The organism is Kribbella endophytica (assembly GCF_054781295.1).
In genome coordinates this window covers 623077-647297 of sequence record NZ_BAAGUR010000001.1, presented here as the reverse complement: position 1 = coordinate 647297, position 24221 = coordinate 623077, and the positions used below count along the sequence as shown (strand labels likewise).

Annotated in this window: 24 protein-coding genes; 15 read left to right on the top strand and 9 right to left on the bottom strand. The window is 70.0% G+C overall.

What is annotated here, in order from left to right; genetic code table 11:
- Window positions 1–29: 29 nt before the first annotated feature.
- The 5 genes from ACYVIO_RS03125 (at window position 30) to ACYVIO_RS03105 (ending at window position 5313) form a co-directional block, all read left to right on the top strand.
- The gene (locus ACYVIO_RS03125; RefSeq protein ID WP_184799688.1) at window positions 30–479 is read left to right on the top strand and encodes a MarR family transcriptional regulator; all 450 of its coding nucleotides are present in this window, start codon (window positions 30–32) and stop codon (window positions 477–479) included.
- Between the two features lie 85 nt (window positions 480–564).
- On the top strand, window positions 565–1839 hold the full coding sequence (locus tag ACYVIO_RS03120; protein WP_460649103.1) for a DUF1800 domain-containing protein: 1275 nt from the start codon (window positions 565–567) through the stop codon (window positions 1837–1839).
- Window positions 1840–1849: 10 nt separating this feature from the next.
- Window positions 1850–3100, top strand: a complete 1251-nt coding sequence (locus tag ACYVIO_RS03115; protein WP_460649102.1) for a DUF1501 domain-containing protein — start codon at window positions 1850–1852, stop codon at window positions 3098–3100.
- A 63-nt stretch (window positions 3101–3163) separates the two neighbouring features.
- Window positions 3164–3832, top strand: coding sequence for a response regulator transcription factor (locus ACYVIO_RS03110; protein ID WP_460649101.1), 669 nt, complete (start codon window positions 3164–3166; stop codon window positions 3830–3832).
- A 26-nt stretch (window positions 3833–3858) separates the two neighbouring features.
- Window positions 3859–5313, top strand: a complete 1455-nt coding sequence (locus ACYVIO_RS03105; RefSeq protein ID WP_460649100.1) for a HAMP domain-containing sensor histidine kinase — start codon at window positions 3859–3861, stop codon at window positions 5311–5313.
- Here the strand turns inward: ACYVIO_RS03105 and ACYVIO_RS03100 are convergent.
- The 3 genes from ACYVIO_RS03100 to ACYVIO_RS03090 form a co-directional block, all read right to left on the bottom strand.
- Window positions 5310–5501, bottom strand: coding sequence for a DUF3099 domain-containing protein (locus tag ACYVIO_RS03100; protein ID WP_460649099.1), 192 nt, complete (start codon window positions 5499–5501; stop codon window positions 5310–5312). The genes ACYVIO_RS03105 and ACYVIO_RS03100 overlap by 4 nt on opposite strands.
- Before the next feature lie 4 nt (window positions 5502–5505).
- The gene (locus tag ACYVIO_RS03095) at window positions 5506–6471 is read right to left on the bottom strand and encodes a cation diffusion facilitator family transporter (protein WP_460649098.1); all 966 of its coding nucleotides are present in this window, start codon (window positions 6469–6471) and stop codon (window positions 5506–5508) included.
- 93 nt (window positions 6472–6564) lie between these two features.
- Window positions 6565–7563, bottom strand: a complete 999-nt coding sequence (locus tag ACYVIO_RS03090; protein ID WP_460649097.1) for a LysR family transcriptional regulator — start codon at window positions 7561–7563, stop codon at window positions 6565–6567.
- A 71-nt stretch (window positions 7564–7634) separates the two neighbouring features.
- Here ACYVIO_RS03090 and ACYVIO_RS03085 point away from each other — a divergent pair, with 71 nt between their 5' ends.
- From ACYVIO_RS03085 to ACYVIO_RS03060, 6 genes are all read left to right on the top strand, one after another.
- Window positions 7635–8690, top strand: coding sequence for an SDR family oxidoreductase (locus ACYVIO_RS03085; protein WP_460649096.1), 1056 nt, complete (start codon window positions 7635–7637; stop codon window positions 8688–8690).
- 23 nt (window positions 8691–8713) lie between these two features.
- Window positions 8714–9304 carry a helix-turn-helix domain-containing protein gene (locus ACYVIO_RS03080; RefSeq protein WP_460649095.1) on the top strand — a complete coding sequence of 197 codons (591 nt, stop codon included), beginning with the start codon at window positions 8714–8716 and terminating at the stop codon, window positions 9302–9304.
- Between the two features lie 180 nt (window positions 9305–9484).
- The gene (locus ACYVIO_RS03075) at window positions 9485–10633 is read left to right on the top strand and encodes an NAD(P)/FAD-dependent oxidoreductase (RefSeq protein WP_460649094.1); all 1149 of its coding nucleotides are present in this window, start codon (window positions 9485–9487) and stop codon (window positions 10631–10633) included.
- Window positions 10630–12429 (top strand): 2Fe-2S iron-sulfur cluster-binding protein, encoded by a 1800-nt coding sequence (locus tag ACYVIO_RS03070; RefSeq protein ID WP_460649093.1) that lies wholly within the window; start codon window positions 10630–10632, stop codon window positions 12427–12429. Before ACYVIO_RS03075 ends, ACYVIO_RS03070 begins: the two co-directional genes overlap by 4 nt.
- Window positions 12426–13328: a dihydrodipicolinate synthase family protein gene (locus ACYVIO_RS03065; RefSeq protein ID WP_460649092.1), complete on the top strand. Its 903-nt coding sequence runs from the start codon at window positions 12426–12428 to the stop codon at window positions 13326–13328. The genes ACYVIO_RS03070 and ACYVIO_RS03065 overlap by 4 nt, the downstream gene beginning before the upstream one ends.
- Window positions 13329–13380: 52 nt before the next feature.
- On the top strand, window positions 13381–14382 hold the full coding sequence (locus ACYVIO_RS03060) for a proline racemase family protein (RefSeq protein WP_460649091.1): 1002 nt from the start codon (window positions 13381–13383) through the stop codon (window positions 14380–14382).
- A 54-nt stretch (window positions 14383–14436) separates the two neighbouring features.
- Here ACYVIO_RS03060 and ACYVIO_RS03055 read toward each other — a convergent pair whose 3' ends face one another.
- The 5 genes from ACYVIO_RS03055 to ACYVIO_RS03035 are packed head-to-tail and all read right to left on the bottom strand — an operon-like array spanning window position 14437 to window position 19235.
- Window positions 14437–15276: a 5-oxoprolinase subunit C family protein gene (locus ACYVIO_RS03055; RefSeq protein ID WP_460649090.1), complete on the bottom strand. Its 840-nt coding sequence runs from the start codon at window positions 15274–15276 to the stop codon at window positions 14437–14439.
- The gene (locus ACYVIO_RS03050; protein ID WP_460649089.1) at window positions 15273–15905 is read right to left on the bottom strand and encodes a 5-oxoprolinase subunit B family protein; all 633 of its coding nucleotides are present in this window, start codon (window positions 15903–15905) and stop codon (window positions 15273–15275) included. The genes ACYVIO_RS03055 and ACYVIO_RS03050 overlap by 4 nt, the downstream gene beginning before the upstream one ends.
- Window positions 15906–15939: 34 nt before the next feature.
- Complete coding sequence (locus ACYVIO_RS03045) at window positions 15940–16701, bottom strand: LamB/YcsF family protein (protein ID WP_460649088.1); 762 nt, start codon at window positions 16699–16701, stop codon at window positions 15940–15942.
- A gap of 10 nt (window positions 16702–16711) precedes the next feature.
- Window positions 16712–17995 (bottom strand): NRAMP family divalent metal transporter, encoded by a 1284-nt coding sequence (locus ACYVIO_RS03040; protein WP_460649087.1) that lies wholly within the window; start codon window positions 17993–17995, stop codon window positions 16712–16714.
- A gap of 52 nt (window positions 17996–18047) precedes the next feature.
- Window positions 18048–19235, bottom strand: coding sequence for a hypothetical protein (locus tag ACYVIO_RS03035; protein WP_460649086.1), 1188 nt, complete (start codon window positions 19233–19235; stop codon window positions 18048–18050).
- Window positions 19236–19361: 126 nt separating this feature from the next.
- Here ACYVIO_RS03035 and ACYVIO_RS03030 point away from each other — a divergent pair, with 126 nt between their 5' ends.
- The 4 genes from ACYVIO_RS03030 (at window position 19362) to ACYVIO_RS03015 (ending at window position 22745) form a co-directional block, all read left to right on the top strand.
- On the top strand, window positions 19362–20093 hold the full coding sequence (locus ACYVIO_RS03030) for a GntR family transcriptional regulator (protein ID WP_460649085.1): 732 nt from the start codon (window positions 19362–19364) through the stop codon (window positions 20091–20093).
- Between the two features lie 27 nt (window positions 20094–20120).
- Window positions 20121–20894 (top strand): putative hydro-lyase, encoded by a 774-nt coding sequence (locus ACYVIO_RS03025; RefSeq protein WP_460649084.1) that lies wholly within the window; start codon window positions 20121–20123, stop codon window positions 20892–20894.
- A 12-nt stretch (window positions 20895–20906) separates the two neighbouring features.
- Window positions 20907–22328 carry an aminopeptidase P family protein gene (locus ACYVIO_RS03020; protein ID WP_460649083.1) on the top strand — a complete coding sequence of 474 codons (1422 nt, stop codon included), beginning with the start codon at window positions 20907–20909 and terminating at the stop codon, window positions 22326–22328.
- Window positions 22329–22526: 198 nt separating this feature from the next.
- Window positions 22527–22745, top strand: coding sequence for a hypothetical protein (locus ACYVIO_RS03015; protein ID WP_460649082.1), 219 nt, complete (start codon window positions 22527–22529; stop codon window positions 22743–22745).
- 54 nt (window positions 22746–22799) lie between these two features.
- On the opposite strand, the gene ACYVIO_RS03010 is transcribed toward ACYVIO_RS03015, so the two are convergent.
- Window positions 22800–24056, bottom strand: coding sequence for a S1 family peptidase (locus tag ACYVIO_RS03010; protein ID WP_460649081.1), 1257 nt, complete (start codon window positions 24054–24056; stop codon window positions 22800–22802).
- Window positions 24057–24221 lie beyond the last annotated feature (165 nt).

Genomic DNA, 24221 nt, shown 5'->3' with positions numbered 1-24221 from the left:
AATCAAATGCTGGGCTGTGAGGAGGAGCTGTGGGACTACCGGACGACGCCGCCGAGGCTCGGGCGCAGGGGTGGCGCACCCTGGCGGCCCTGCACGCGCGGATCGAGGACGAGCTGGAGCGTGCGCTGAACAAGCAGCACGGGCTCTCGGTGAGCGAGTACAGCGTGCTCGACGTACTGGCTCGGCAGGACGACTACCACCTGCGGATGAACCAGCTGTCGAATGCGGTGGTCCTCAGCCAGTCGGCGACGACGCGGCTGGTGAACCGGTTGGAGGACCGTCAGCTGCTGTCGCGGTACCTGTGCCCGACGGATCGGCGCGGGATCTACACCGAGGTGACCGAGGCGGGGCGTGCGCTGCTGGCTGAGGCTCAGCCGACGCACGACGCCGTACTGTCCGCTGCTTTGGAGAAGGCCGCGGAACTGCCGGAGCAGGCGCCTCTGGTGAAGGCGCTGGCCGAGGTCGCGCTGCCGGTCTGAGGTCATTTGGCGGCGAACCTGTGGGTTGGCTGAAGATGCCTTTGGTTTGCTGGGGTTCTGGCCTGCGGGTGGCCAGGATCGGGGCATGGGTGAGATCAGCGAACGCGCCGCGGTCCGGCGGCTGAACGACCGGCTCGGGTTCGGGTCTGTCGTCTCGGACGATGGGTTCGATGCGACCGTGGCGCGGTTGCTCGGGCCGCCGGCGGTGGCTGTCGTGCCGCCGCCCGGGCTGACACCACCGGAGGCTGCTGCTGGTAAGAAAGACGGCGGAAAGAAGGACGACAAGGCCGCGAAGAAGGCGGCCAACAAGCAACGCGCGGCGCAGGAGCTGCGGCTGACCAGCTGGTGGCTCGACCGGATGGTCGCCGAGCCGACGGCGACCGAGCGGCTGACCTGGTTCTGGCACGGGCACTTCGCGACCAGCAACCAGAAGGTCCGCAACGCCCAGCTGATGTACACCCAGAACCAGGCATTCCGGACGCACGCGCTCGGCCGGTTCGGCGACCTGGCCCGGGCGATGGTGGTCGACCCCGCGATGGTCCGCTGGCTCGACGGCAACGCGAATCGTAAGGGCTCCCCGAACGAGAACCTCGGCCGCGAGTTCCTCGAGCTGTTCACGCTCGGGATCGGGCACTACAGCGAGGTCGACGTCTTCGAGGGCGCGCGCTGCCTGACCGGGTGGACGATCAAACGCGGCTCGACCCAGGCGCGCTTCGTCGCGGCCCGGCACGACGGGGACACCAAGACGCTGTTCGGGAAGACCGGCGCGTACGACGCGCGCGGGTTCGCTGACCTGGCCGTCGCGCAGGCGGCGTCGGCGCCGTTCGTGGTTTCTCGTTTGTGGTTCCGGTTGGTGTCGGCGACTCCGCCGTCTGCCGACGCGATGCGGCGGTTGGTCGCGGCGTACGGGAGTCAGCGGGACGTTCGGGCGTTGCTGCGGGCGATGGTGGCCGAGGCGGCCTTCACGGACAGTGCTTCCGCGCTGGTGAAGCAGCCCGTTGAGTGGGCTGTTGGGCTGCTGCGGGCGTTGCGGTTGCAGCCGGCGCGGCTGGACGAGAAGACGCGGATGAAGCTGATCGCCGGCCTGCGCGGGATGGGGCAGGTGCCGTTCCGGCCGCCGAGTGTGGGCGGGTGGCCTTCGGGTGCGAGCTGGCTGACCACGTCCGCCGGGGTGACTCGGCTGCAGGTGGCGCAGTTGCTGGCGAAGGAGGCTGAGCTGGACTCGGCGGCCGACGTACAGGAGCTGCTGGGGGTGGACGGGTGGTCTGCCCGGACGAAGGCTGCTCTTGCTTCGGTGAAGGATCCCGCGCAGCTGCTGGCCGTGGCCGCCTGCGCTCCCGAGTACGTCGTGAGTGGTTGAGGAGAAGACTGTGGACAACCTGACTCGACGCCGGTTCCTGACCATGAGTGGAGTGACGGCCGCGGGTGCGCTCGCGGTCGGCGCGACCCAGGTCAACTGGTCCGATCTGATGACCGCCGCTGTCCGGGATCCCTTGCCCAGTGGGGATTCCGTGCTGGTCGTCGTCACGCTGTACGGCGGGAACGACGGGCTGAACACCGTCGTACCGGCTGCTGATCCGGCGTACCAGGATGCTCGGCCGGAGCTGGCGTACAAGCCTGAGGAAGTGCTGGATCTCGGGGAGGGGCTTGGGCTGAATCCTGGGCTCAAGGGGTTGAAGGGGTTGTGGGACGAGGACCGGCTCGCTGTGGTGCGGGGTGTTGGGTATCCGGAGCCGGATCGGAGTCACTTCCGGTCGATGGCGATCTGGCAGACCGCTTCGCCGGAGACCTCGGTGCCGACCGGGTGGCTGGGGCGGTGGCTCGATGCTTCTGGTGGTGATCCGCTGCGGGCGGTGTCGGTGGAGCCGACGTTGCCGCCGTTGCTGGCGGGGGCGACTACTGCTGCGGCGTCGTTGCCTGTTCGGGGGTTGAAGCTTCCTCGCGGTCCGCTGGGTGAGGCGTTTGCGGCGTTGGGGAAGCCGAGCCCTGGTGAGGAGCACTGGCATGCGCAGGCGGCGAAGTCGCTGGGTGATCTGCAGAACGCCGTACGGGTGTTGGGTGGGGCTGTTCACGATGCCGGTGAAGGCGAGGATGACGAGGACGAGGAGAAGACGAAGGGTGCCTCGGCCGGTGGTGCGTCGCAGTTGGGGGCTCAGTTGGATCTCGTGGCCGGGCTGATCGAGGCGGGGGTGCCGACCCGGGCGTACTCGGTGTCGTTGGGTGGGTTCGACACGCACGCGGACGAGCGGGGGACTCAGCAGCGGTTGCTGACGGAGTTGGACTCGTCGCTGACGCCGTTCGTGCAGCGGCTGCGGAAGACCGATCGGGGGAAGAACGTGGTCGTGCTGGTGTATTCGGAGTTCGGGCGGCGTGTGCACGCGAACGGGAGCGACGGCACCGACCACGGGACTGCCGGCCCGCTGTTCGTGCTCGGGGAGAAGGTCAACGGTGGGTTCCACGGCGCGCAGCCGAGTCTCACCGACCTGTCGAACGGTGATCTGAAGTCGACGGTCGACTTCCGTGACGTCTACGCATCGCTGCTCGGTGGCGTGCTGTCCACGGACCCAGGGAAGGTCCTGGCCGGCCACACGGGGGTGGTCGACGGGCTGCTGCGGGCCTGAAGATCTGCTGAAGCTTGCGCCACCGTGCGTGGTCGTGGTGACCGACGGTGGCAGGATGACGGGATGGCGCGGGTACTGCTGGTGGAGGACGCGGAGGTGATCCGTACGTCGGTGGGGATCGCGCTGGAGGAGGCCGGGTTCACCGTCGAGACGCGGGCTGACGGGGAGACGTTCGAGCGGGATCTTGCGGAGTACGACCCGGATCTGTTGCTGCTGGATGTGATGTTGCCGGGGCGCGATGGGTTCGAGCTGTTGTCGGTTGCTCGGGAGGTTTCGAACGCGGGCATCGTGTTGCTGACTGCGCGGGACGGCGTACAGGATCGGTTGCATGGTTTGCGGACCGGGGCGGATGACTATGTTGTGAAGCCGTTTGTTCTGGCTGAGTTGATCGCCAGGGTTGAAGCTGTGCTGCGGCGGATGGGGCGGCTGCGGACTGTTCTCGAGATCGGTGATCTGAGTGTCGACGTTGATGCCGGTACGGCTACGCGTGCTGGGCAGCCGCTGGTTCTTACTGCGACAGAGTTGAAGCTGCTTACGTTTCTGGCGGGGCGCGCTAACCGGGTCGTTGGCAAGACGCAGCTTCTGACTGCGGTGTGGGGGTACGACGATTACGCGGCGAATCTGGTGGAAGTCCACATCAGCGCGCTGCGGCGGAAGCTGGAGGCGCATGGGCCTCGACTGCTGCACACGATCCGAGGGACGGGGTACATCCTGCGGGCGGATCAGCCGTGAGTGGGGCGGGAGCCGACGGGGGCGGCTTGCGGACTTCATCTCTGCGGCGGCGGGTGACGTGGTTGGCGTTGGTGGTGCTGGTGGTGGTGCTGCCGGTGACCGGGTTGGTGGTGAAGGGGGTCTTCGATGCGCAGGCTGAGCGGAATCTGGATGCGTTGCTGAGTGGGCGGACTCAGCTGGCGCAGCAGTTGGCTCGGCAGAATGTGGCGCCGGCGGCGTTGGTACGGCGGATTGATGCGGACGGCGTACGGGTGACGTTGGTGCTGCGGTCCGGGCAGGTGCTGGGGGCGCCGTCGGTGGACGCTTCGAGTGAGGTTCGGCAGGTGCGGGCGACGTTGCAGGCGGGGCAGCGGACCAAGGGTGCGGAGCTGACGTTGTCGGCTGATACGTCCTTGCTGGCGGAGGCCAGTGGGACGTTGCGGCGTACGTTGCTGATCTCCGGGGCGGCGGCGTTGGTGATCACTGGATTGGCGTTGGTGGTGGGGATGCGGTTCGCCTTGGCGCCGTTGGATGCGATGACGGGGTTGGCGCGGTCGATCGCGGCCGGGCGGCGGGGTGGGCGGTTGCAGCCGACGCGGGACGACACGGAGCTCGGGCGTACGGCGGCGGCGTTCGACGAGATGCTCGATGCGTTGGAGGGGGCGGAGCAGCAGGCGCGGGGGTCGGAGGCGCGGATGCGAGAGTTCGTTGCTGATGCGGCGCATGAGTTGCGTACGCCGGTCGCGGGGATTCGGACGGCGGCCGAGACGTTGCTGCGGCTCGGGCCGGATGCGTCGCCTCGGCGGCGGGACGAGTTGGAGATGCTGCTGGTGCGGGAGTCGCAGCGGGCGGGGGCGCTCGTGGATGACCTGCTTGATCTGGCGCGGATCGACGCCGGGCTGGAGCTGCGGTTGCAGCCGGTGTGGTTGAACCTGGCGGCGAAGACTCAGGCCCAGCGGCTTCGGGTCGTTGCTCCTGAGCTGACGGTGGAAGTGCTCGGGCACGACATCGAGTTGCAAGCGGACCCGGACCGGGTCACGCAGATCCTGACCAACCTGACGAACAACGCCCGCACAGCAGCCGGCGACCAGGGGATCATCCAGATCCTCATCCACATGGTGCCGGGGGACGGTGAGAGGCAAGCCGGCGCAGATGGGCTGGCGGACGGCGGGATGCGGGGTGGCGCCGGTGGGCCGGGGCACGGCGAGGTGGCGGGTGACGTGGGCGGGTCGCCGCACGGCGGGATGCGGGGCGGGATCGGCGCCGGCGCCGTACCGGCGTATGCGGAGATTGTTGTTCAGGACAACGGGCCTGGGGTGCAGGCGGTGGATCGGGAGCGGATCTTTCGGCGGTTGGTGCACAGTCCGGCGACTCGGGGGTCGGGGCTGGGGCTGCCGATTGCGCGGGGGTTTGCTCGGGCGCACGGCGGGGAGCTGACGTGTGTGGACCGGCCTGATGGGCGGCCGGGGGCTGCCTTTCGGCTGTTGCTGCCGTTCGGTTAGTCCTGGCGGTTGTTGGCCACGATCGCGGCGACCGGTGGGAGGACCGCGGCGACTGCGCTCATGCCGATGGCTGCGGGGACCGAGAAGAGGCGGACCACGAACCAGGCCAGGATGATCAGCGTGGCGCACGTGCCCATGATGAGGATGTAGGCGCGTTGATTGCCGGGGCGGCCGGTGAGTTTCGGCACGGGATCAGCGTACGCCGGGAGGAGTGGAGGCGGGTCCGGGTTGGGGAGCCGCGGCCGGGTCGGCCTGAGGGGTGGGGTCCAGGAACAGGTGGCGGACGGTGGGGAAGCGGTCGCGGACCTCGCGGTCGACCTTTTCGGCTAGTTGCTCGACGGCGGCGCCGGTGGTTTCGGAGTCGTCGAGGTCTACGCGGACGACGACCAGGACCTCGTCGGCGGCCAGGCGGAGGGTGAGGAGCTCGACCACCGCGTCGATGCCCGGTACGGCGGCGATGGTGGTGCGGATCTCCTGCTGGTCCTCCTCGGGGAGGGACTGACCGATCAGCATCGCCTTGTTGTCGCGGCCGAGGGTGAAGGCGACGCCGATCAGCAGCAGGCCGATGGCGATCGAGGCGGCGCCGTCCCAGAAGTGGCGGCCGGTGAGGACGCTGAGGGTGACGCCGGCGGCGGCGAGGACGAGGCCGATCAGGGCGGCGGAGTCCTCGAAGGCGACGGTTTTGACGGCCGGTTCGGCGTCCTTGAGGTGTTCGAGCGCGGAGATGCCTTCCTGCTTCGCTTCGCGGCGGACCTGGCGGACGGCGCGGAGCCAGGAGGCGCCTTCGAACAGGAACGAGATCACGAGGACCGTGTAGACGACCACGAGGGAGGCGACCGGCTCGGGATTGATGACGGCCTGGATGCCTTCGACGATCGAGAAGCCGGCGCCGAGGACGAAGATGCCGACTGCTGCCAGGAGCGCCCAGAAGTAGCGTTCTAGGCCGTAGCCGAAGGGGTGGTTGGCGTCCGCCGGTTTCTGGCTGCGTTTGAGTGCGGTCAGCAGGAACACCTGGTTGAGGGTGTCCGCGACGGAGTGCGCCGCCTCGGCCATCAGCGCGGTCGAGCCCGAGAGCAGACCGGCGACGCACTTGGCGACAGCGATCGCGAGGTTGGCTGCTCCGGCGAGCAGCACTGTTCCGGTGGATTCGTCAGCCATCAACCTGCGCGGTGCCCGTGGGAGGAGCTGGCCAAACGGCGCGAGCGCGTACGCCGGGCGCGGGCCAGCGCCGTACAGCCGGAGCGGGGCAGCTCAGGCGGGCTTGGTGCCGGGGATGGTGGGCCAGGTGGTGGTGAGGACCTCGAGGAACGCGGTGGTGACGGGGTCCGGCGTGCCTCGGGTGTACGCCGTGAGCTGGCGACAGATCGGCGGGTCGACGTGGAGGACGTGGCCGTCGAAGCTGGTCGGGAGGATGTTCGCGGGGACCAGCGCCGGGCCGAGGCCGGCGGCGGCGAGCGCGGGGGCCGCGGCGGTCTGCTCGGTACGGACGGCGATGCGCGGCTGGAAACCGGCCTGGGCGCAGGCCTGGTCGAGGAGATCCGCGAGGCCGTGGCCGGGGGTGTAGTGGACCCACGCCCGCTCGGCCAGTTCGGCGAGCGAGACGGTCGTCGCCCGGTCGAGCGGGTGGACAAGAGCCGCCGGTACGGCGATCGAGGGCGGGGCCGCGCGAAGGCGGTCGGTCGCCGGAGTTCCCGCGGAGGGAGGAAAGGGGTCGGCTGGGGCGAGTGGGTCGTCTGAGGCGACTACTACGACGAGCTCCTCGACGCCCAGGACGTGCGGTGGCCGGGGCCAGGACGGCGGGGCCGGGCCGATGGCTACGTCGGCTTGGCCGGTGGTCATGGCCTCGGTGAGTTCCGCGGTGTGGCGGTGTTCGTACAGGCGGATGCCGACCTCGGGGTACTTGCGGCGCCAGGCCTTCAGCGCCGGGGGCAGGATGCCGAGGCTGATCGAGTAGAGCGTTGCGATCTGCAGCTCGCCGGCTTCGAGACCGGCTGCTTGGCGGGCGGCGCAGCGGGCGCGTTCGGCGTCGGCGAGGGCGGCGCGGGCGTGCGGGAGCATCGCGCGGCCGGTCGGGGTGAGGCGCAGGTTCTTGGGGAGGCGCTCGAGCAGCGGGCCTCCGGCCGAGCGCTCCAGCGCGCGGATCTGGTGGGACAGCGCGGGCTGGGTGACGTGCAGCAACTCGGCGGCCCGCGTGAAGGAGCCCTCGTCGACGACCGTCACGAGGTACTCCAACTGCCGGAGCGTCGCCATGCACAGAGTTTATGCACATTGTGAAAAGGATGCCTTGGACTTATCCACAGGTTCACCCACATGCTGGGGATATGACGGAGAAGAAGGTCGCGCTCGTGGTGGGCGCACGCGGTGTGATCGGCAGCAACCTGGTGGAGCACCTGCACGAACTCCCTGACTGGGAAGTCATTGGGGTGTCTCGGCGAGGCGGCGAGGACCAGGACGGCGTACGGCATGTCGCCGTGGATCTGCTCGACGCGGAGGACAGCCGGGTGAAGCTCGCAGGGCTCACCGACGTGACGCACGTGTTCTACGCGGCGTACCAGGAACGCCCGACGTGGGCTGAGCTGGTCGCGCCGAACCTCGCGATGCTGACCAACGTGGTCGATGCCATCGAGCCGGTCGCTGAGCGGCTGCAGCACGTGAGCCTGATGCAGGGGTACAAGGTGTACGGCGCGCATCTCGGGCCGTTCAAGACGCCGGCGCGCGAGGATGATCCGCCGCACCTGCCGCCCGAGTTCAACGTGGACCAGCAGGACTTCCTGGCCGAGCGTCAGCGCGGCAAGACGTGGACCTGGTCCGCGCTGCGGCCCTCGGTGGTCGGCGGTACGGCGCTCGGCAACCCGATGAACCTGGCGGTCGCGATCGCCGTCTACGCGTCGATCTCGAAGGAGCTCGGGGTGCCGCTGCGGTTCCCGGGCAAGCCGGGCGCGTACGACGCGCTGCTGGAGCTCACCGACGCCGGATTGTTGGCCAAGGCAACGGTCTGGGCGGCGACCGAGCCGTCGGCGGCGAACCAGGCGTTCAACATCACGAACGGGGATCTGTTCCGGTGGAGCGAGCTGTGGCCGAAGCTGGCCGCTTGGTTCGAGCTGCCGGTGGCGCCGCCGTTGCCGATGCCGCTGCAGGACGCGATGGCGGACAAGGAAGCGCTGTGGGACCGGATGCAGGCTTCGCACGGGCTCGTCGGTACGCCGTACGCGGACGTGTCGTCGTGGGGGTTCGCGGACTTCGTGTTCGGGTGGGACTACGACTTCTTCGCGGACGGCTCGAAGGCGCGGCGGGCCGGGTTCCACGAGTACGTCGAGACCGAGCAGATGTTCTACCGGCTGTTCGAGGAGCTGCGGAAGGCACGCGTCATCCCGTAGGCCGGTATGGCATGCTCCGGGCCATGGCTGGTCAGGGAGCGGGGCGCGTGCTCGGGGTGAACCTGCGCGCGCGGCGCGACGAGCAGGGGATCTCGCTGTCGGAGCTGGCGCGGCGGTCGGGGATCGCGAAGGGCACGCTGTCGCAGCTGGAGTCCGGGGCGGGCAATCCGACGATCGAGACGGTGTTCAGTCTGTCGAACGCTTTGGGGGTGCCGGTGTCGGCGCTGCTGAGTGAGCCGCCGGCGTCGGACCTGGTGCTGGTGCGGTCGGCGGACGTCGAGGCGTTGAGTGGTGCCGCGGTGGATCTGCGGATGCTGCGGCGGCTGGAGAGTCCGGGGAGTCTGTTCGAGGTGTACGACCAGCGGATCCGGCCTGGTGAGGTGCAGCACTCGAGCGGGCATCCGGGGACCGAGCATCACGTGATCCTGACTGGTCGGGTGCGGATTACCGCGCGGGACCGGAGTCAGGAGCTCGGGCCGGGGGACTATCTGGCGTTCCGGGCGAACGGGCCGCACGAGTACGAGGCGCTGGACGGCGAGGTGCGCTCGGTGCTGCTGCTGGAGTACCCGCCGGACACGATGCCTGTTGTGCTCGAGTCGTTGCACGTGGACTGATCTCCTCCTCCTGCTTTCTGGAAAGGGAAGGCAGGTGTCGAGGGGTGCCCTGTGAGGGGAGAGGAGCGGGAGCGCGGGGAAGACTTGGGGCGGCGGATGGTGTCCCGTTGACCTGCGCGGGCTGCCGTCGTACGCTCGGAGCGTTCATTAAAGTGAACGGCGACGCGATGGGGTCGGTGGATGCCGGACGTGGTGGTGGTCGGGGCAGGGGTGATCGGTGCCGCCTGTGCCGAGGCGCTGTCGGCGGCCGGGGTCGACGTGACGGTGATCGATCGGGGGACGCCGGCCGGCGGGACGACCGCTTCCGGCGAGGGCAACGTCCTGGTCTCGGACAAGGAACCGGGGCCGGAGCTGACACTGGCCATCGCGTCGCGGCGGGAGTTCGCGACCGTGCTCGCCCGGTTGCCGGAGTCGGTCGCCGATGTGGAGTGGGAAGCGAAGGGCGGGCTGGTCGTCGCGACGGGCGATCCGGAGCCGTTGGAGAAGTTCGCCAGGACGCAGCGTGAGGCGGGCGTCGACGCTCGGGTGATCAGCCCGGCGGAGGCGTTCGAGTTGGAGCCGCTGCTGACTCGGGCCGTGACGACGGGGGTCTACTACCCCGACGACGCCCAGGTGCAGCCGGTGCTGCTGGCAACGGCTTTGCTGGCCGCCGTACGGGCACGTGGTGGTGTCGTACGGGCCGGCGTGACTGCGATCGCCGTACGGCAGAAGGCCGGGCGGGTGACTGGCGTCGAGACCGATGCCGGGGTGATCGAGTGTGAGGCTGTCGTGAATGCGTGCGGGCCTTGGGCTGGGACCTTCGGCGCTAAAGCCGGTGGACCGATCGAGATCCTGCCGCGGCGCGGGATGATCCTGGTGACCGCTCCGCTGCCGGAGAGCGTCCGGCACAAGGTGTACGACGCGGACTACGTCGGCGCGGTCGGGAGCGGTGACGCCGAGCTGCAGACGTCGACGGTGGTCGAGTCGACGCGGGCCGGGACCGTGCTGATCGGGTCGAGCCGCGAGCGGATCGGGTTCGACGACGCGGTCAAGGTGCACGTCCTGCGGGAGCTCGCACGGAAGGCGGTCGGGATCTTCCCGTTCCTCGCCGACGTACCGGTGATGCGCACGTACGGCGGATTCCGGCCGTACGCGCCGGACCATCTGCCGGTGATCGGGCCGGATCCGCGGGTGCCGGGGTTGTGGCACGCGACCGGGCACGAAGGCGCCGGCATCGGGTTGGCTCCGGCGACCGGGCGGTTGCTGACGGAGCTGTTCATCGGCGTACCGCCGCATCTGGATCCGTCGCCGTTCCGCGTGGATCGGCCGGCTGTCGTGGGGGTGTCGTGAGTCCGTACTTGCGTTCCGCGGAAGGGGATCCGGCCGAGCCGCGGTTCGGTCCGGCGGTGGAGATCACGGTCGACGGCGAGTCGGTCGAGGCGCTGCCGGGGCAGACGGTTGCCGCTGCGTTGATGGCGACCGGGCGGGAGTCGTGGCGGACGACGCGGGGTGCGGAGAAGCCGCGGGGTGTGTTCTGCGGGATCGGTGCGTGCTTCGACTGCCTGGTGGTGGTGAACGGGACGCCCGACGTACGGGCTTGTCAGCGGACGGTTGCGGCGGGGGATGAAGTCACCACGCAGGCCGGGGCGGTGTTGCCGGGGGCAGGCGCGGGTGAGGAGCGCGCGACGCGCGAAGGCATGCGGTCGGCGTGGGCCGGGATGCGTGCGGCGAGTACGGCGTACGACGTGGTGGTGGTTGGGGCTGGGCCTGCTGGGTTGAATGCTGCGTTGGCCGCTGCTGAAGCGGGTGTGTCGGTGGGGTTGATCGACGCCGGGCGGAGTGTTGGTGGGCAGTTCCATCGGCAGCTGCCGGAGGAGTTCGGGGCTGAGCGGCCAGGGCGGCTGCAGCATGGGTGGGGGAAGTTCGTTCAGTTGCGGGATCGGGTGGCTCGGCATCATCGGGTGACGCATCTGGCGGAGACCTCGGTGTTTGCGACCGAGGGGCGTCGGTTGTGGGTGCAGCGTGGGGCTGCCGATGCTGTGGGGCGTCGAGTGGAGGCTGTTGACGCAGGGGCGATTGTGCTCGCGCCGGGGGCGTTCGATCGGGTGCTGCCGTTCAAGGGGTGGGACCTGCCGGGGGTCTACAGCGCGGGGGCGGCGCAGGCGTTGGCCAAGGGGCAGCGGGTTGCTGTTGGGCAGCGGGTGGCGCTGGCGGGGACCGGGCCGTTCTTGCTGCCGGTGGCTGAGGCGTTGCTGGGGGTCGGGGCCGAGGTTGTCGGGGTGTACGAGGCGAATGCTTTGCGGACTGTCGCTCGGGGATGGATGAGCGATCCGATGGTTGCTCGGGGCAAGGTTCGAGAGGCCCTGGGGTACGGCGGGTTGCTGGCTCGGCGGGGGATTCGGCTTCAGCACGGCAGGGCGGTGATTGCCGCGCACGGGGATCGGCGGGTTGAGGCGGTCACGGTGGCGAGGCTGGATGCTGGATGGCGGCCGATTGCTGGGTCGGAGGAGCAGGTAGAGGTTGACGCGGTGTGCGTGGGGTATGGGTTCACGGCTCAGCTGGAGTTGGCGGTTGGGGCTGGGTGTGAGCTGACCGGCGACGGGTCGGCGGTGGTGGTTTACGGGCGGCAGGAGACGAGCTCGTCGGGGGTGTATGCGGCGGGGGAGATCACTGGGATCGGTGGCGCGGACTTGGCTTCGGCTGAGGGTCGGGTTGCTGGAGCGGCGGCTGCGCGCCGGATCGCCGGGCGTGAGGCGGTGGGGACCGGAGCTGCGGATCTGACCGGGGCGAGGGCTGGGGCTTGGGACCGGGGCGTGGCAGAGGTTGCCAAGGGCAAGCGGTTTGCGGCTGCTCTGGCGGCGGCCTACCCGGTGCGGGACGGGTGGAGCGAGTGGAGTGACGACAAGACGTTGGTCTGTCGGTGTGAAGAGGTTTCCCGGGGAGATCTCGAGCGGACCAGACAGACCAGGGGACTGGAAACAGGGCGGAGTTTGAAGCTGGCCGGCCGGGTGGGGCTCGGGTTGTGCCAGGGGCGGGTGTGTTCGCGGAACGCGGCCTGTCTGACCGGCGACGGGCCGGCTGACCACAAACGACCGATCGCGGTGCCGGTACGGCTCGGCGACTTGGCCAACGAGGAGGAACTGTGAGCGAGAAGCTTGATGGCGTGATCGTGGCGACCGCGCTGCCGTACGCCGAGGACGCGAGTGCGCCGGCCGGGCTGCGGCCCGACCTGGACAAGTACGCCGAGCACTGCCGCTGGGTGATCGAGAACGGCTGCCGCGGCGTCGGCCCGAACGGGTCGCTCGGTGAGTACTCGTCGCTGACCGACGACGAGCGGCGGGCCGTCGCGCGGACCGCGATCGAGGCCGTCGGCGACGACGGGATCGTGGTCGTCGGCGTCCACGGCGTCGGTGCGCACCAGGCGCGCAGCTGGGCGGAGAAGGCGGCCGAGGACGGCGCGCACGGCGTACTGTGCCTGCCGCCGACGATGTACCGGGCCAACCGCGGCGAGGTCCTGCACCACTTCGGTGAGGTCGCCAAGGCCGGGCTGCCGGTGATGGTCTACAACAACCCGCTCGACACCAAGGTCGATCTGACGCCGGACCTGCTCGCCGAGATCGCGCAGATCGAGAACATCGTCGCGGTGAAGGAGTTCTCCGGTGACGTCCGGCGGATCCTGGAGATCCGCGAGAAGGCGCCGGAGCTGACCGTTGTCGCGGGTGCCGACGACCTGACGCTGGAGGCGCTGCTGATGGGCGCGACCGGGTGGTTCGCCGGGTTCCCGAACGTGTTCCCGGCCGAGTCGGTGCGCCTGTTCGACCTGGCGCTCGAGGGCAAGCTGGACGAGGCCCGCGCACTGTACGAGCCGCTGGTCGCGTCGTTCCGGTGGGACTCGCGGGTCGAGTTCGTCCAGGCGATCAAGTGGGCGATGGACTACGTCGGCCGGTACGGCGGCCCCTGCCGCCCGCCGCGCGGCCCGCTCGTCCCCGAGCACGTCGCCCAGCTCGAGCAGGACATGAAGCGGGCCGTCGAGTCGCTGGTGTGACCCCGCGAGGGATGCTGGAAGCGCACGTGTCGTCCACCGGGAGGTCGTTGGTATGAGGTCTGTTCGTACGCTCAGCGCGATCGACTCGCACACGGAGGGGATGCCGACCCGGGTGATCACCGGTGGGGTCGGCGTCATCCCGGGCGCGACCATGGAGGAGCGGCGCCAGTACTTCATGGCGCACGACGACGACCTGCGGCTGTTCCTGATGAACGAGCCGCGCGGTCACTCGGCGATGAGCGGCGCGATCCTGCAGCCGCCGACCCGGCCGGACGCGGACTGGGGCGTGCTCTACATCGAGGTGTCCGGCTGCCTGCCGATGTGCGGGCACGGGACGATCGGCGTCGCGACCGTGCTGGTCGAGTCGGGCATGGTCCCGGTCAGCGAACCGCTGACGCAGGTCCGGCTGGACACGCCGGCCGGGCTGGTGGTCGTCGACGTCGCGGTGAAGGACGGCCGGGCCGAGCACGTGACGCTGCAGAACGTTCCGGCGTACTCGCACGCTCTGGACGCCTCGGTCGAGGTGAAGGGGCTCGGGACGGTCACGTACGACCTGGCGTACGGCGGGAACTTCTACGCGATCCTGCCGCTGGAGCAGCTCGGGATCCCGTTCGACCGGTCGGAGAAGGACCGGATCCTGCAGGCGGGGCTGGACATCATGGCGGCGATCAACGAGAACGACCGCCCGGTGCATCCGGAGGATGCGGGGATCTCAGGGTGCAAGCACGTGCAGTTCACGGCGCCGGGGCGGGACGGGAGTGACTCGCGGAACGCGATGGCGATCTACCCGGGGTGGTTCGATCGGTCGCCGTGTGGGACGGGGACTTGTGCGCGGATGGCGCAGTTGCATGCTCGGGGTGAGCTGGAGCTCGGGCAGGAGTTCGTGAACGAGTCGTTCATCGGGACGAGCTTCACGGGGAAGTTGCTTGAGGCAACTACTGTCGGTGGTTTGCCGGGAGTGGTGCCGACGGTGCGTGGGCGGGCTTGGATCACGGGGATGGGCAACTACTTGCTGGACCCGACAGATCCGTTCCCTACGGGATTTGTGCTCTGAGAAGAGAAACAAAAGAAAAAGAAAGAGAAGTGGGGCGGGGGCGGGATTTGTGCTTCAGGAACGGAAGCGCAGGGACTGACCCGGGCGGAGTTGGCCGCAGAGGTCCAGGTCCGCGGCGGTGACGTAGCCGATGACCGGGTAGCCGCCGGTGACCGGGTGGTCGGCGAGGAACAGGACCGGGAGGCCGGACGGCGGGATCTGGAGGGCGCCGAGCTCCATGCCCTCGCTGGGGAGCTCGCCGTCCTGGGCTCGTTCGAGCGGCTCACCGTCGAACCGTACGCCGACGCGGTTGCTGTTGCTGCTGACCGTGTACGACTGGCCGGTCAGTGACTGCCAGCCGGCGTCGGTGAACCAGTCGCGGCGTGGGCCGGGGAGGACCTGGACGACCACCTCGCCGCCCGCGGGGTCGGCGACCGGGGCGAGGTCGACGCCGGGCATCGGGCCGTGGTCTTTGCCCAGGGCGAGTACGTCGCCGACGGCGACGGGGGCCGGGCCGAGGCCGGAGAGCAGGTCGGTCGAGCGGGAGCCGAGGACCGGGTCGACGTCCAGGCCGCCGCGGAAGGCGACGTACGTGCGCAGGCCGGTGCGCGGGGTGCCGAGCTGGAGGAGCTCGCCCTTGCGCAGGAGAGTCGGGGCATTGAGTGCGACATTCGAGCACGGTGCCCCGGTGACGGCGTAGATCAGGTCGTCCGCGGCAAGCACCGAGAGCCCGCCGAAGGTGACCTCGAGGGTGGCGGCGTCGGGGTGGTTGCCGACGAGGCGGTTCGCCAGTTGGTACGACGTGCGGTCACAGGCGCCGGAGCGGCCGATGCCGAGTGCTGCCTGGCCGGGGCGACCGGAGTCCTGGATGGTGGTGAGTGGGCCTGTCGCCAGGACTTCGAAGCGGGCTGTCATCCGCGCCGCCGGTCGGGGGCGGAGGAGGTTGCATCGACGAAGCGGATCCGGCGGCCGGGGCTCAAGAGGGCTGCTGGGTCTCGGTTGAGGTCGAAGACGGCGACGTCCGTGCGGCCTAGCAGCTGCCAGCCGCCGGGCGACTCCCGCGGGTAGACCCCGCTGAACTCGCCGGCCAGCCCGACCGAGCCGGCCGGGACCTTCGTCCGCGGCGACGAGCGGCGGGGGATGTCCCAGGACGACTCACCGGTGAGGTAGCCGAAGCCCGGTGCGAAGCCGCAGAAGGCGACCGTCCACTCGTCGGCGGTGTGACGCCGGACGACCTCCTCGATCGAGCAGGAGAGCAGCTCGGCGACGTCGGCGAGGTCCTCGCCGTCGTACACGACGGGGATCTCGACCAGGTCGCCGCCGATCCGGCGGTCCTCCAACGGAGTGGTGGTGAGCAAGGTGCGTTCCAGGGTCGAAAGGTCACCGTTGTCGATGGTCACCATGACGGTCCGGCCCGCCGGCACGATGTCGACGACACCGGCCGGCGGGTCGACGCGCAGCGCCGCGTAGTACCCGAGCACCTCGTCGAGGTCCCCGAGCTCCACGAGCAACGCCGAGCTGCCGCAGGGAAGAACACGCATCATGCAAGCGCCGCCTCGTCGCAGCCCGGCACGCGCATCAAGCGGCGAACGGGGTCAGGTCGACCCCGGCTTCCGAGAGGGCTTTGCGGACGCGCTGGGCGATCTGTACGGCGCCCGGTGTGTCCCCGTGCAGGCAGATCGACCCCGGCTGCAACTGCAGCTCGCCGCCCTTCACGTCCTTGATCGGGGCACCCGTCGCCATCGCCACGCAGCGCCGGGCGATCTCGCGCCCGTCGTGCAGTACCGAACCAGGCTCTCGCCGCGAGACGAGAGTCCCGTCCGGCGAGTACGCCCGGTCGGCAAAAGCCTCGTGTACGACGGTCAGCCCGGCCTCCTCGGCCAGCTTCAGCCACACCGCGCCCGGCAGTCCGAGCACCGGCAGCGCCCGGTCGTAGTCCGCGACCGCCGCGACGACGGCCGCGGCCTGCTCCTCGTGGTGCCCGATCGTGTTGTAGAGCGCGCCGTGCGGCTTCACGTACGCGACCTCCGAGCCGGCCACCCGGGCGAAGGCGTCCAGCGCGGCGATCTGGTACAGCACCTCGTCCCGCAGCGCCGCGGGCTCGATGTCGATGAAGCGCCGGCCGAAGCCGGCCTTGTCGGCGTACCCGACGTGCGCGCCGATCGCGACGTCGCGGTCGGCGGCCCGTCGGCAGACCGCCCGCATGATGGAGGGGTCGCCGGCGTGGAAGCCGCAGGCGACGTTGGCGCTGGTGACGACGTCGAGCAGGGCGTTGTCGTCACCCATCGCCCAGTTGCCGTAGCCCTCGCCGAGGTCGGCGTTCAGGTCGACGGTGCTCATCGCGAACCTCCTAGTTGAACAGGTCGATGACCGGACGGACGGAGCGCACGGCCAGGTAGATGGTGAGCAGCCAGGCGGCTCCGCCGATGCCGAGCAGCCAGGCCGGGTAGCGGTAGCCGTTCAGCAGGTCCTTGCGTCGCCATGCCACCCAGAGAAGCACACCGATCCCGACGGGCAGCAGCAGGCCGTTGAACGCGCCCGCGAAGACGAGCAGCGTGGTCGGTGCCGTCCCGACGGCCAGGTAGATGATCGTGGTGACCGCGATGAAGCCCACCACCAGCGCGGTCCGCATCCGGTCGCTCGTCTTGGTCCGCGAGGTGATGAACGAGACCGTCGTGTACGACGCACCGATCACGCTCGTGATCGCCGCGGCCCACAGCACGATCCCGAAGACCCGCAGCCCGACCTCCCCGGCAGCCTGCTGGAACGCCGACGCGGCCGGGCTGGCCGGGTCGAGCTTGGTGCCGCCGGCCACGACGCCGAGGATCGCCAGGAACAGCACGATCCGCATCACGCCGGTGATCAGGATGCCGGTCACCGAGCCGCGGGTGATGTCGCGGAGGTGCTCCGGGCCGCTGATGCCCGAGTCGAGCAGGCGGTGCGCCCCGGCGTACACGATGTAACCGCCGATCGTGCCGCCGATCAGGGTGGTGATCGCCAGGAACTCCACCTGCTCAGGCAGTACGACGTTCTTCAGCGCCTCGCCGACCGGCGGCCCGGAGGTGATCGCGATGTACGTCGTCAGCACGATCATCAGCGCACCGAGCACGAACACGATCCGGTCCATCGCCAGCCCGGCGCGCTTCGACAAGAAGATGCCGATGGCAACGAGCGCGGAGAGCGCGCCGCCGAGCTTCGGGTCCAGCCCGAGCATCGCGTCGGTGCCCAGCCCGGAGCCGGAGACGTTGCCGATGTTGAACACCAGGCCGCCGACGAACAGCAGCGCGGCCATCGCCCAGCCGAGCCCGGGGGCGACCAGGTTGCCGAGCTCCTGGGCGCGCCGGCCGGAGACGCCGATCACCCGCCAGACGTTCAGCTGCAGGGCGATGTCGACCAGGATCGACACGGCGATGGCGAAGGCGAACGCGGCCCCGAGCTGGACCGTGAACGTCGTGGTCTGGGTGATGAAGCCCGGGCCGATGGCCGAGGTGGCCATCAGGAACATCGCCCCGATCAGTGTCGACCGGGTGCCGGCCTTCATCGAGCCGGTGGACTCGGAGGTGGGGCGGCCGACGCGGCGGACCGGGCGTTGTGCGCCTGGTTTGGCCGGCGGCTTGAGCGGCGGGTTGGCCATGGTTGTCTCCTGGTCTCAGCAAGCGGGTGTTGAGAGAAGGGACCGGGCGGGGTTACCGCCGTACGGTCTTGCCGGCGGCCTCGACGAGGGCGACGGTCTGGTCCACGACAGCCTTACGGTCAGCCTCGAACTCGGGGCTGGTCAGTGCACTCGCATCGGTGGGGTACTCCAGGGCCGAGATGTGCAGGTGCCCACCCGGCAGGGTCGGATGACCGGTCCCCAGTCGCAGCCGGTTGGTCCGGTACATCGACTCGTTCGACAGGTAGTTGCTGCCCGGGGCGCTGGCCGCGTGCGAACCCGGCGACGGGTCGGGCGCGGTCCGCAGGGCCTCGGGATCAGGGAAGGTGCCGGCCGGCCACTCGGTGATGCCGGGGTTGAGCGTGACCGGCCACGGGCCGGTGCCGGCGGCGATCATCGCGTCGTACGGGAGCGTGGTCCGGATGAACTGCGGCGACGGCTGCGGCTGCGGCCAGAGCGCGGCGGCCGAGATCGAACCCCAGTTGAGCGCGCGGTTGTTGTCGGGCGCTCCGCCGCGGAATCCGCCGGCCCACTTCTCGATGTGCATGGCGCCGCGGCGGGTCTGGCTGATCGTCATCAGCGCGTCGATCGCGCCGCGGTGGCGCGGGTCCTCGGGACCGATCAGCCACGGGCCGAAGGCGTCCTCGACGATGCCCTGGTCGAAGTCGGTCCAGTTCACCGGGAAGATCACGGCCTGGATCGTGAGCTCGCCGACCCGCCGCCCGTGCAGCTGCAGCGCGGAGGCGCCGGACGGGTTGGAGTGCCGCAGGCTGTCGTCGAGGCTGTAGGTGTCGAAGCCGCTGACCAGGAGCTTGGCGCCGTCGGCGGGGAAGGACACGGCGTCGATCCCGCGGGAGGCGTAGTCGAACTGCCGCAGGATCGCCCGGTGCTGCAGGTTGGTGAGCGGGAACGACGGCTCCCAATCGCGGACCGCGCGGCTCATCGAGGTCCTGGCCCAGTAGAGCGGGCGGTCGTCGTACGGGTCGATGGTGCCGGAGACGAGTCGGCCCTGGGCTCGGTCGACGGCGGTTGTCCACAGGGTCGCGCCGGCGGTGCGGATCGCGGCCGCGGCCTCGGTGACGCCCGCGTAGCCGGCGAGCTTGGCGGTGAAGTCGTCGACCAGGCCCTCGAAGCCGGCCGCTTCGATGAAGTCGCGGGCCACCGGGGTCGTCCGGCCGGACAGGCTCAGCGTCGTCCGCTGCTCCTCGACGGTCAGCATCATGACGACTCCCTGCGATCGGCGGATCTACCTCTGGTGACCTCAAAGGTAGAGATTGTTCAACAATCCTGCAAGACTCTCGTTCAACGCAGTTTCGCTTCCCGGCCCGGAGTGGGTGATGATGCGAGGGTGTCCAGTTCCAGCGAGATCCGTCCGACCGCTGAGCCCGGGACCGACACGTCCTGGCTCCGGGCCGTCGCGGACGACGCCGCGCTCTTCGACCGGAGCAGTTCGGCCGAGCGGGTCGCCGACGTGCTGCGCCGCCGGATCACCGAGGGCATCCTCAAGCCCGGGACCCAGCTGTCCGAGGAGCTCCTCAAGGAAGCTCTCCAGGTCAGCCGGAACACGCTGCGGGAGGCCTTCCGCCTGCTCACCCACGAAGGGCTGCTGGTGCACCGGATGCACCGCGGCGTCTTCGTCCCCGACCTCACCGAGGACGACCTGCTCGACCTCTACCGGCTCCGCCGCGTGCTCGAGTGCGACGTCGTACGGACGCTCGACAGCCTGGACGCCGACCAGCTCGAGCCGCTGCGCGAGGACGTCGCGGCCAGCGAGGCCGCCGCCGAGGCCGAGGACTGGATCTCGGTCGGTACGGCGAACATGCGCTTCCACCGGCACCTGGTCGGTCTGGCCGGCAGCACCCGGATGGACGAGATCACCGGCCGCCTGCTCGCCGAGCTGCGCCTGCTCTTCCACGTCATCGCGACGCCGCGGGCTCTGCACGAGCCGTACATCGCGCGCAACCGTTCCCTGCTCGAACTGCTCGAAGCCGGTGAGTACACCCGCGCCGCCGACGAGCTCAACGCGTACCTGCTCGACTCCCAGGCGGCCCTGCTCGCCGCCTTTCGCGCTCGGCCGTGACCTGGGGGTCCTCTCGAAGGAGCCCCGATGACCGCCACCCCCGCCGAAGCCCGAGCCCGCTACCGCGAAGGACTCGTCGTACCGACGACCGGCCAGGCGCCCGGATTCACCCAGGCGAACCTGGTGATCCTGCCGCGCGACTGGGCCTACGACATGCTGCTGTTCGGCCAGCGCAATCCGCAGCCGGTCCCGCTGCTCGACGTCACCGACGCCGGATCGTTCCGTACGACGCTCGCTCCGGACGCCGACCTGCGCACCGACCTTCCGCAGTACCGGGTCTGGCGGGACGGTGAGCTGGTCGACGAGCCGAGCGAGATCACCGGGCTGTGGCGTGACGACCTGGTCAGCTTCCTGATCGGGTGCAGCTTCAGCTTCGAGACCGCGCTGCTCGACGCCGGCGTACCGGTGCGGAACCTCGAGCAGGGGCGGAACGTGTCGATGTACAAGACGGCGATCCAGTGCCGTCCGGCCGGGCGGCTCGAAGGGCCGCTGGTGGTGTCGATGCGGCCGGTTCCGGCCGGCCTGGTGGCGACCGCGGTGCAGGTGACCGGGCGGATGCCGCAGGTGCACGGAGCGCCGGTCCACATCGGTGAACCGGCCACGCTGGGTGTCCGCGACCTCGCCGTACCGGACTTCGGTGAAGCGGTGGAGACCCAACCGGGCGATGTGCCGGTTTTTTGGGCTTGCGGAGTGACGCCCCAAGCTGCGTTGATGGCTTCACGGCCCCCGTTCGCGATCACGCACGCCCCCGGGCACATGTTCGTGACGGATGTGCCGGACAGCGTCTACCGACAGCCGTAGGGGAGCAGGGGCATGGGCGAGGACAGGACCGAAGAGCAGCGCAAGTCGTACCGGCCGATCGACGCGAAGGGGTTCCGGGACGCGATTCCGCGGAACTGGGGGCCGGTCGACCGGGCCGTCGTGCTGCCCGAAGGGCTGGCCGAAGCGGCCGCCGAGCACCGGCGGAAGCTCAGCACGGCGCTGCCGGGGCGGCGGATCGCGCTCGGCGCCGGGCAGGCGCCGGTGCGGTCGAACGACACCGACTACCGGTTCCGGGCCGACAGCGACTTCGTCTGGCTGACCGGGTGCCAGGCCGAGGGCGCCGTCCTGGTGATCTCGGCGGACGGCGACGCGACGCTCTACCTGCGCGAGGCCGCCGGGCCGGACGAGCCCGACTACTTCGCGAACGCGCGCGACGGCGAGCTGTGGATCGGGCCGGTGCCGGGGCTGAAGGACTGGTCGGAGGCGCTGCAGATCGCGTGCCGGCCGATCGAGGAGCTGCCGGCCGCCGTACGGGGTGCTGTGCCGTTCATGCTGTCCGTGCCCGGGGTCGAGCCGATGCTGGACGCGCTGGTGCGGACCTCGTCGACCGACGGCGACATCCTGCGGCAGTCGATCGCGGAGCTGCGGCGGATCAAGGACGACTGGGAGCTCGACCAGCTGCGCGAGGCGGTCGAGGCCAGCGTGCAGGGCTTCGCGGACGTCGCCCGGGAGCTGCCCGAGGCGATCCGTGGTGGCGGCGAGCGCTGGCTGGAGGGCACGTTCGACCGACGCGCCCGTACGGCGGGCAACGGCGTCGGCTACGCGTCGATCGTTGCCGCTGGCAATCACGCGCCGGTGCTGCACTGGGTGCGGAACGACGGCGCGGTGCGCGAGGGCGATGTGATCCTGCTGGACGCAGGGGTCGAGACGCGGACGTTGTACACCGCCGACGTGACCCGGACGTTCCCGGCGACCGGTGAGTTCACCGCGCCGCAGCGTCAGGTGTACGACCTGGTGCACAAGGCGCAGCTGGCCGCGCTCGCGGCGGTGACGCCGGGTGCGCCGTACCGGGCCTTCCAGTACGAGGCGATGCGCGTGCTCGTCGAGGGCCTGCGGGACTGGGGCATCGTCGACGTCTCGCTCGACGAGGCGCTCGGCCCGGACGGGCAGCAGCACCGCCGGTACGTCGTCTGCGGCCTGGGCCACTTCATCGGCCTGGACGTCCACGACTGCGACGCCGCCCGCCCCGAGACCTACTTCGCCGCGGACCTCGAGGTCGGCATGGCCCTGGCGGTCGAGCCCGGCCTGTACTTCCACCCGCACGACGAAACCGTCCCGCCCGAGCTCCGCGGCATCGGCATCCGGATCGAGGACAACGTCGTGGTCCACTCCGACCGCCTCGAGATCCTCACCGAGCCGCTCCCGATCACCGCCGACGGTCTGGAGCAGTGGGTCAAGGCGCAGCGACAGTGAGTAGGGAATCAATCACTTAAAATAATCTGGTCACAGGTAGTAACACCGGGCCGGTCGGCTCCGATGTAGTCAGTGGGGGAGGGTCGCTTTCGGCTCGGTGCGTGGTGGTGGGGGGCCGCGGCCACGCACCGGCCGGACGGCCCCGGAACTTGGGACCCGGGGGGGACCCAGGGGTAGTGAGGCACGGGGGGTACGACGATGAATTTGCGGGTGCGGGTTGTGCACTGTGGATGTGCGGGCGGCCGGCACTGGTACGCCGACATCGACGACGCGGAGGATCCGCAGCCGGACGATCCGTTCTGGTACGTCGACGGGTGCGCCAGTCAGGCGCAGGCCCTGGAGACGGCGTGCGAGCAGCTGTCGACGCTGGCGAGCCGGGCGTATCGGGGGGATCACCTGCTGCGGGTGCTGGACTGACAGACCGAAGCCCCCACCCTGATGAGGGGTGGGGGCTTCGGTCTTTTCAGCGGATCAGCCGCGGGTCAGCGTGACGCCGTAGTAGTTCGCGGCGTCGACGACCGGCTGGTAGAACGAGTACGAGCCGGTGGCGTTGCCGCCCTGGTTGAAGCCGCAGTCGTGACCGTCGGACGGGCCGCCGGACGTCATGCCCTGCGCGACGGTGCCGGAGATGTACGCACCGCCGGAGTCGCCGCCCTCGGTGCAGACGGTCGACCGGGCCAGACCGCTGGTGCGGGTCACGCTGCCGCCCGCGCCGCCGTAGTTGACGGTCAGGTTGTACTGCGTGATCGTGCCGCAGGTCCAGCCGGTGGTGTTGCCGGCCTTGCAGATCGTCGAGCCGACCGGGGCCTTCGACGAGCCGGTGACCCGGGTGGTCTGGCCGTTGCGGTTGTCGATGTAGCCGCGGCCGACGTTGTTCGCGTCGATGTCCATCAGACCCATGTCGACGCTCGGCTGGCCGGTGCGGAAGCGGCTCGCGACGCCGGCCCCGAGGCGGACGCCGGAACGGTTCTGCACCATCGGGTTGCCCTCGACACAGTGGCCGGCGCTGAGCATCACGTTGTCGCTGCCGTTCCGGGTCCCGGAGAAGCCCAGTGAGCAGTTCGTGCCCGGGACCAGGTCCATGATCTGGCCACCGATCACGTCGGCGGTCATTGCCAGCGTGGTGCTGTTGGTCGACACCGCGACGCCCGGGATCGCCTGCAACTGCTTGACCAGGGCAACGGTCTTGGCGGACTGCTCACCGGGCTGCAGGATGATCCGCAGCGTGTCGGTCGGCAGGTCGGCGCCGATCTGCTGAACCTGCGTCGAGCCGGACCTGTCGATCAGGGCCTGGGCTCGCGTCTGCAGCGCGGTCAGCGCCTTCTCGCCGCGGGCGACGGTACGCGGGGTCAGGCCGTTCGCGTTGGCGGCGTCCGCGGCGGCGGTGGTGTGGACGTTCACGACCAGCCGGCGGGCCGAGTCGAAGAACGCGCCGTCGAGGCCGGGCTCGGCCTTGGCGGCACGGGACGCCTTGGCCAGTTGGGCTTTGACGGTGTCGAGCGCGTCGGCCTTGGTGTGCTCGGCGTCGAGCCGGAGCTTGGCGTCGGACGCCGGGACGCCCCAGCTCTTGCCGAGGACGTCGTACACGCCGTCGACCGGCTCGGGAGTGGGCGCACTGCTGGCGGACTGGATCGGCGCCAGGGCGGCGGCGCCGAGTCCGAGGGCCAGAGCAGCTCCGACCAGGGTTTTGCGGAACTGTCGGGGACGGGGCGGCGAAACAAAGGACATGGTCACATCCGGTTCCTCTGGGTGGCCTTGCCTCACAGGGCCACGGTGAGGGAATCGTTGGGGCTACGGACGATGACCACAAGGGAACGGACGGTAATGGTTGCCTCGGGCAGGGGCGGTCAAGGGAAAGCCTTCGGGTGAACGAACGATCACCCCCTGTCGACC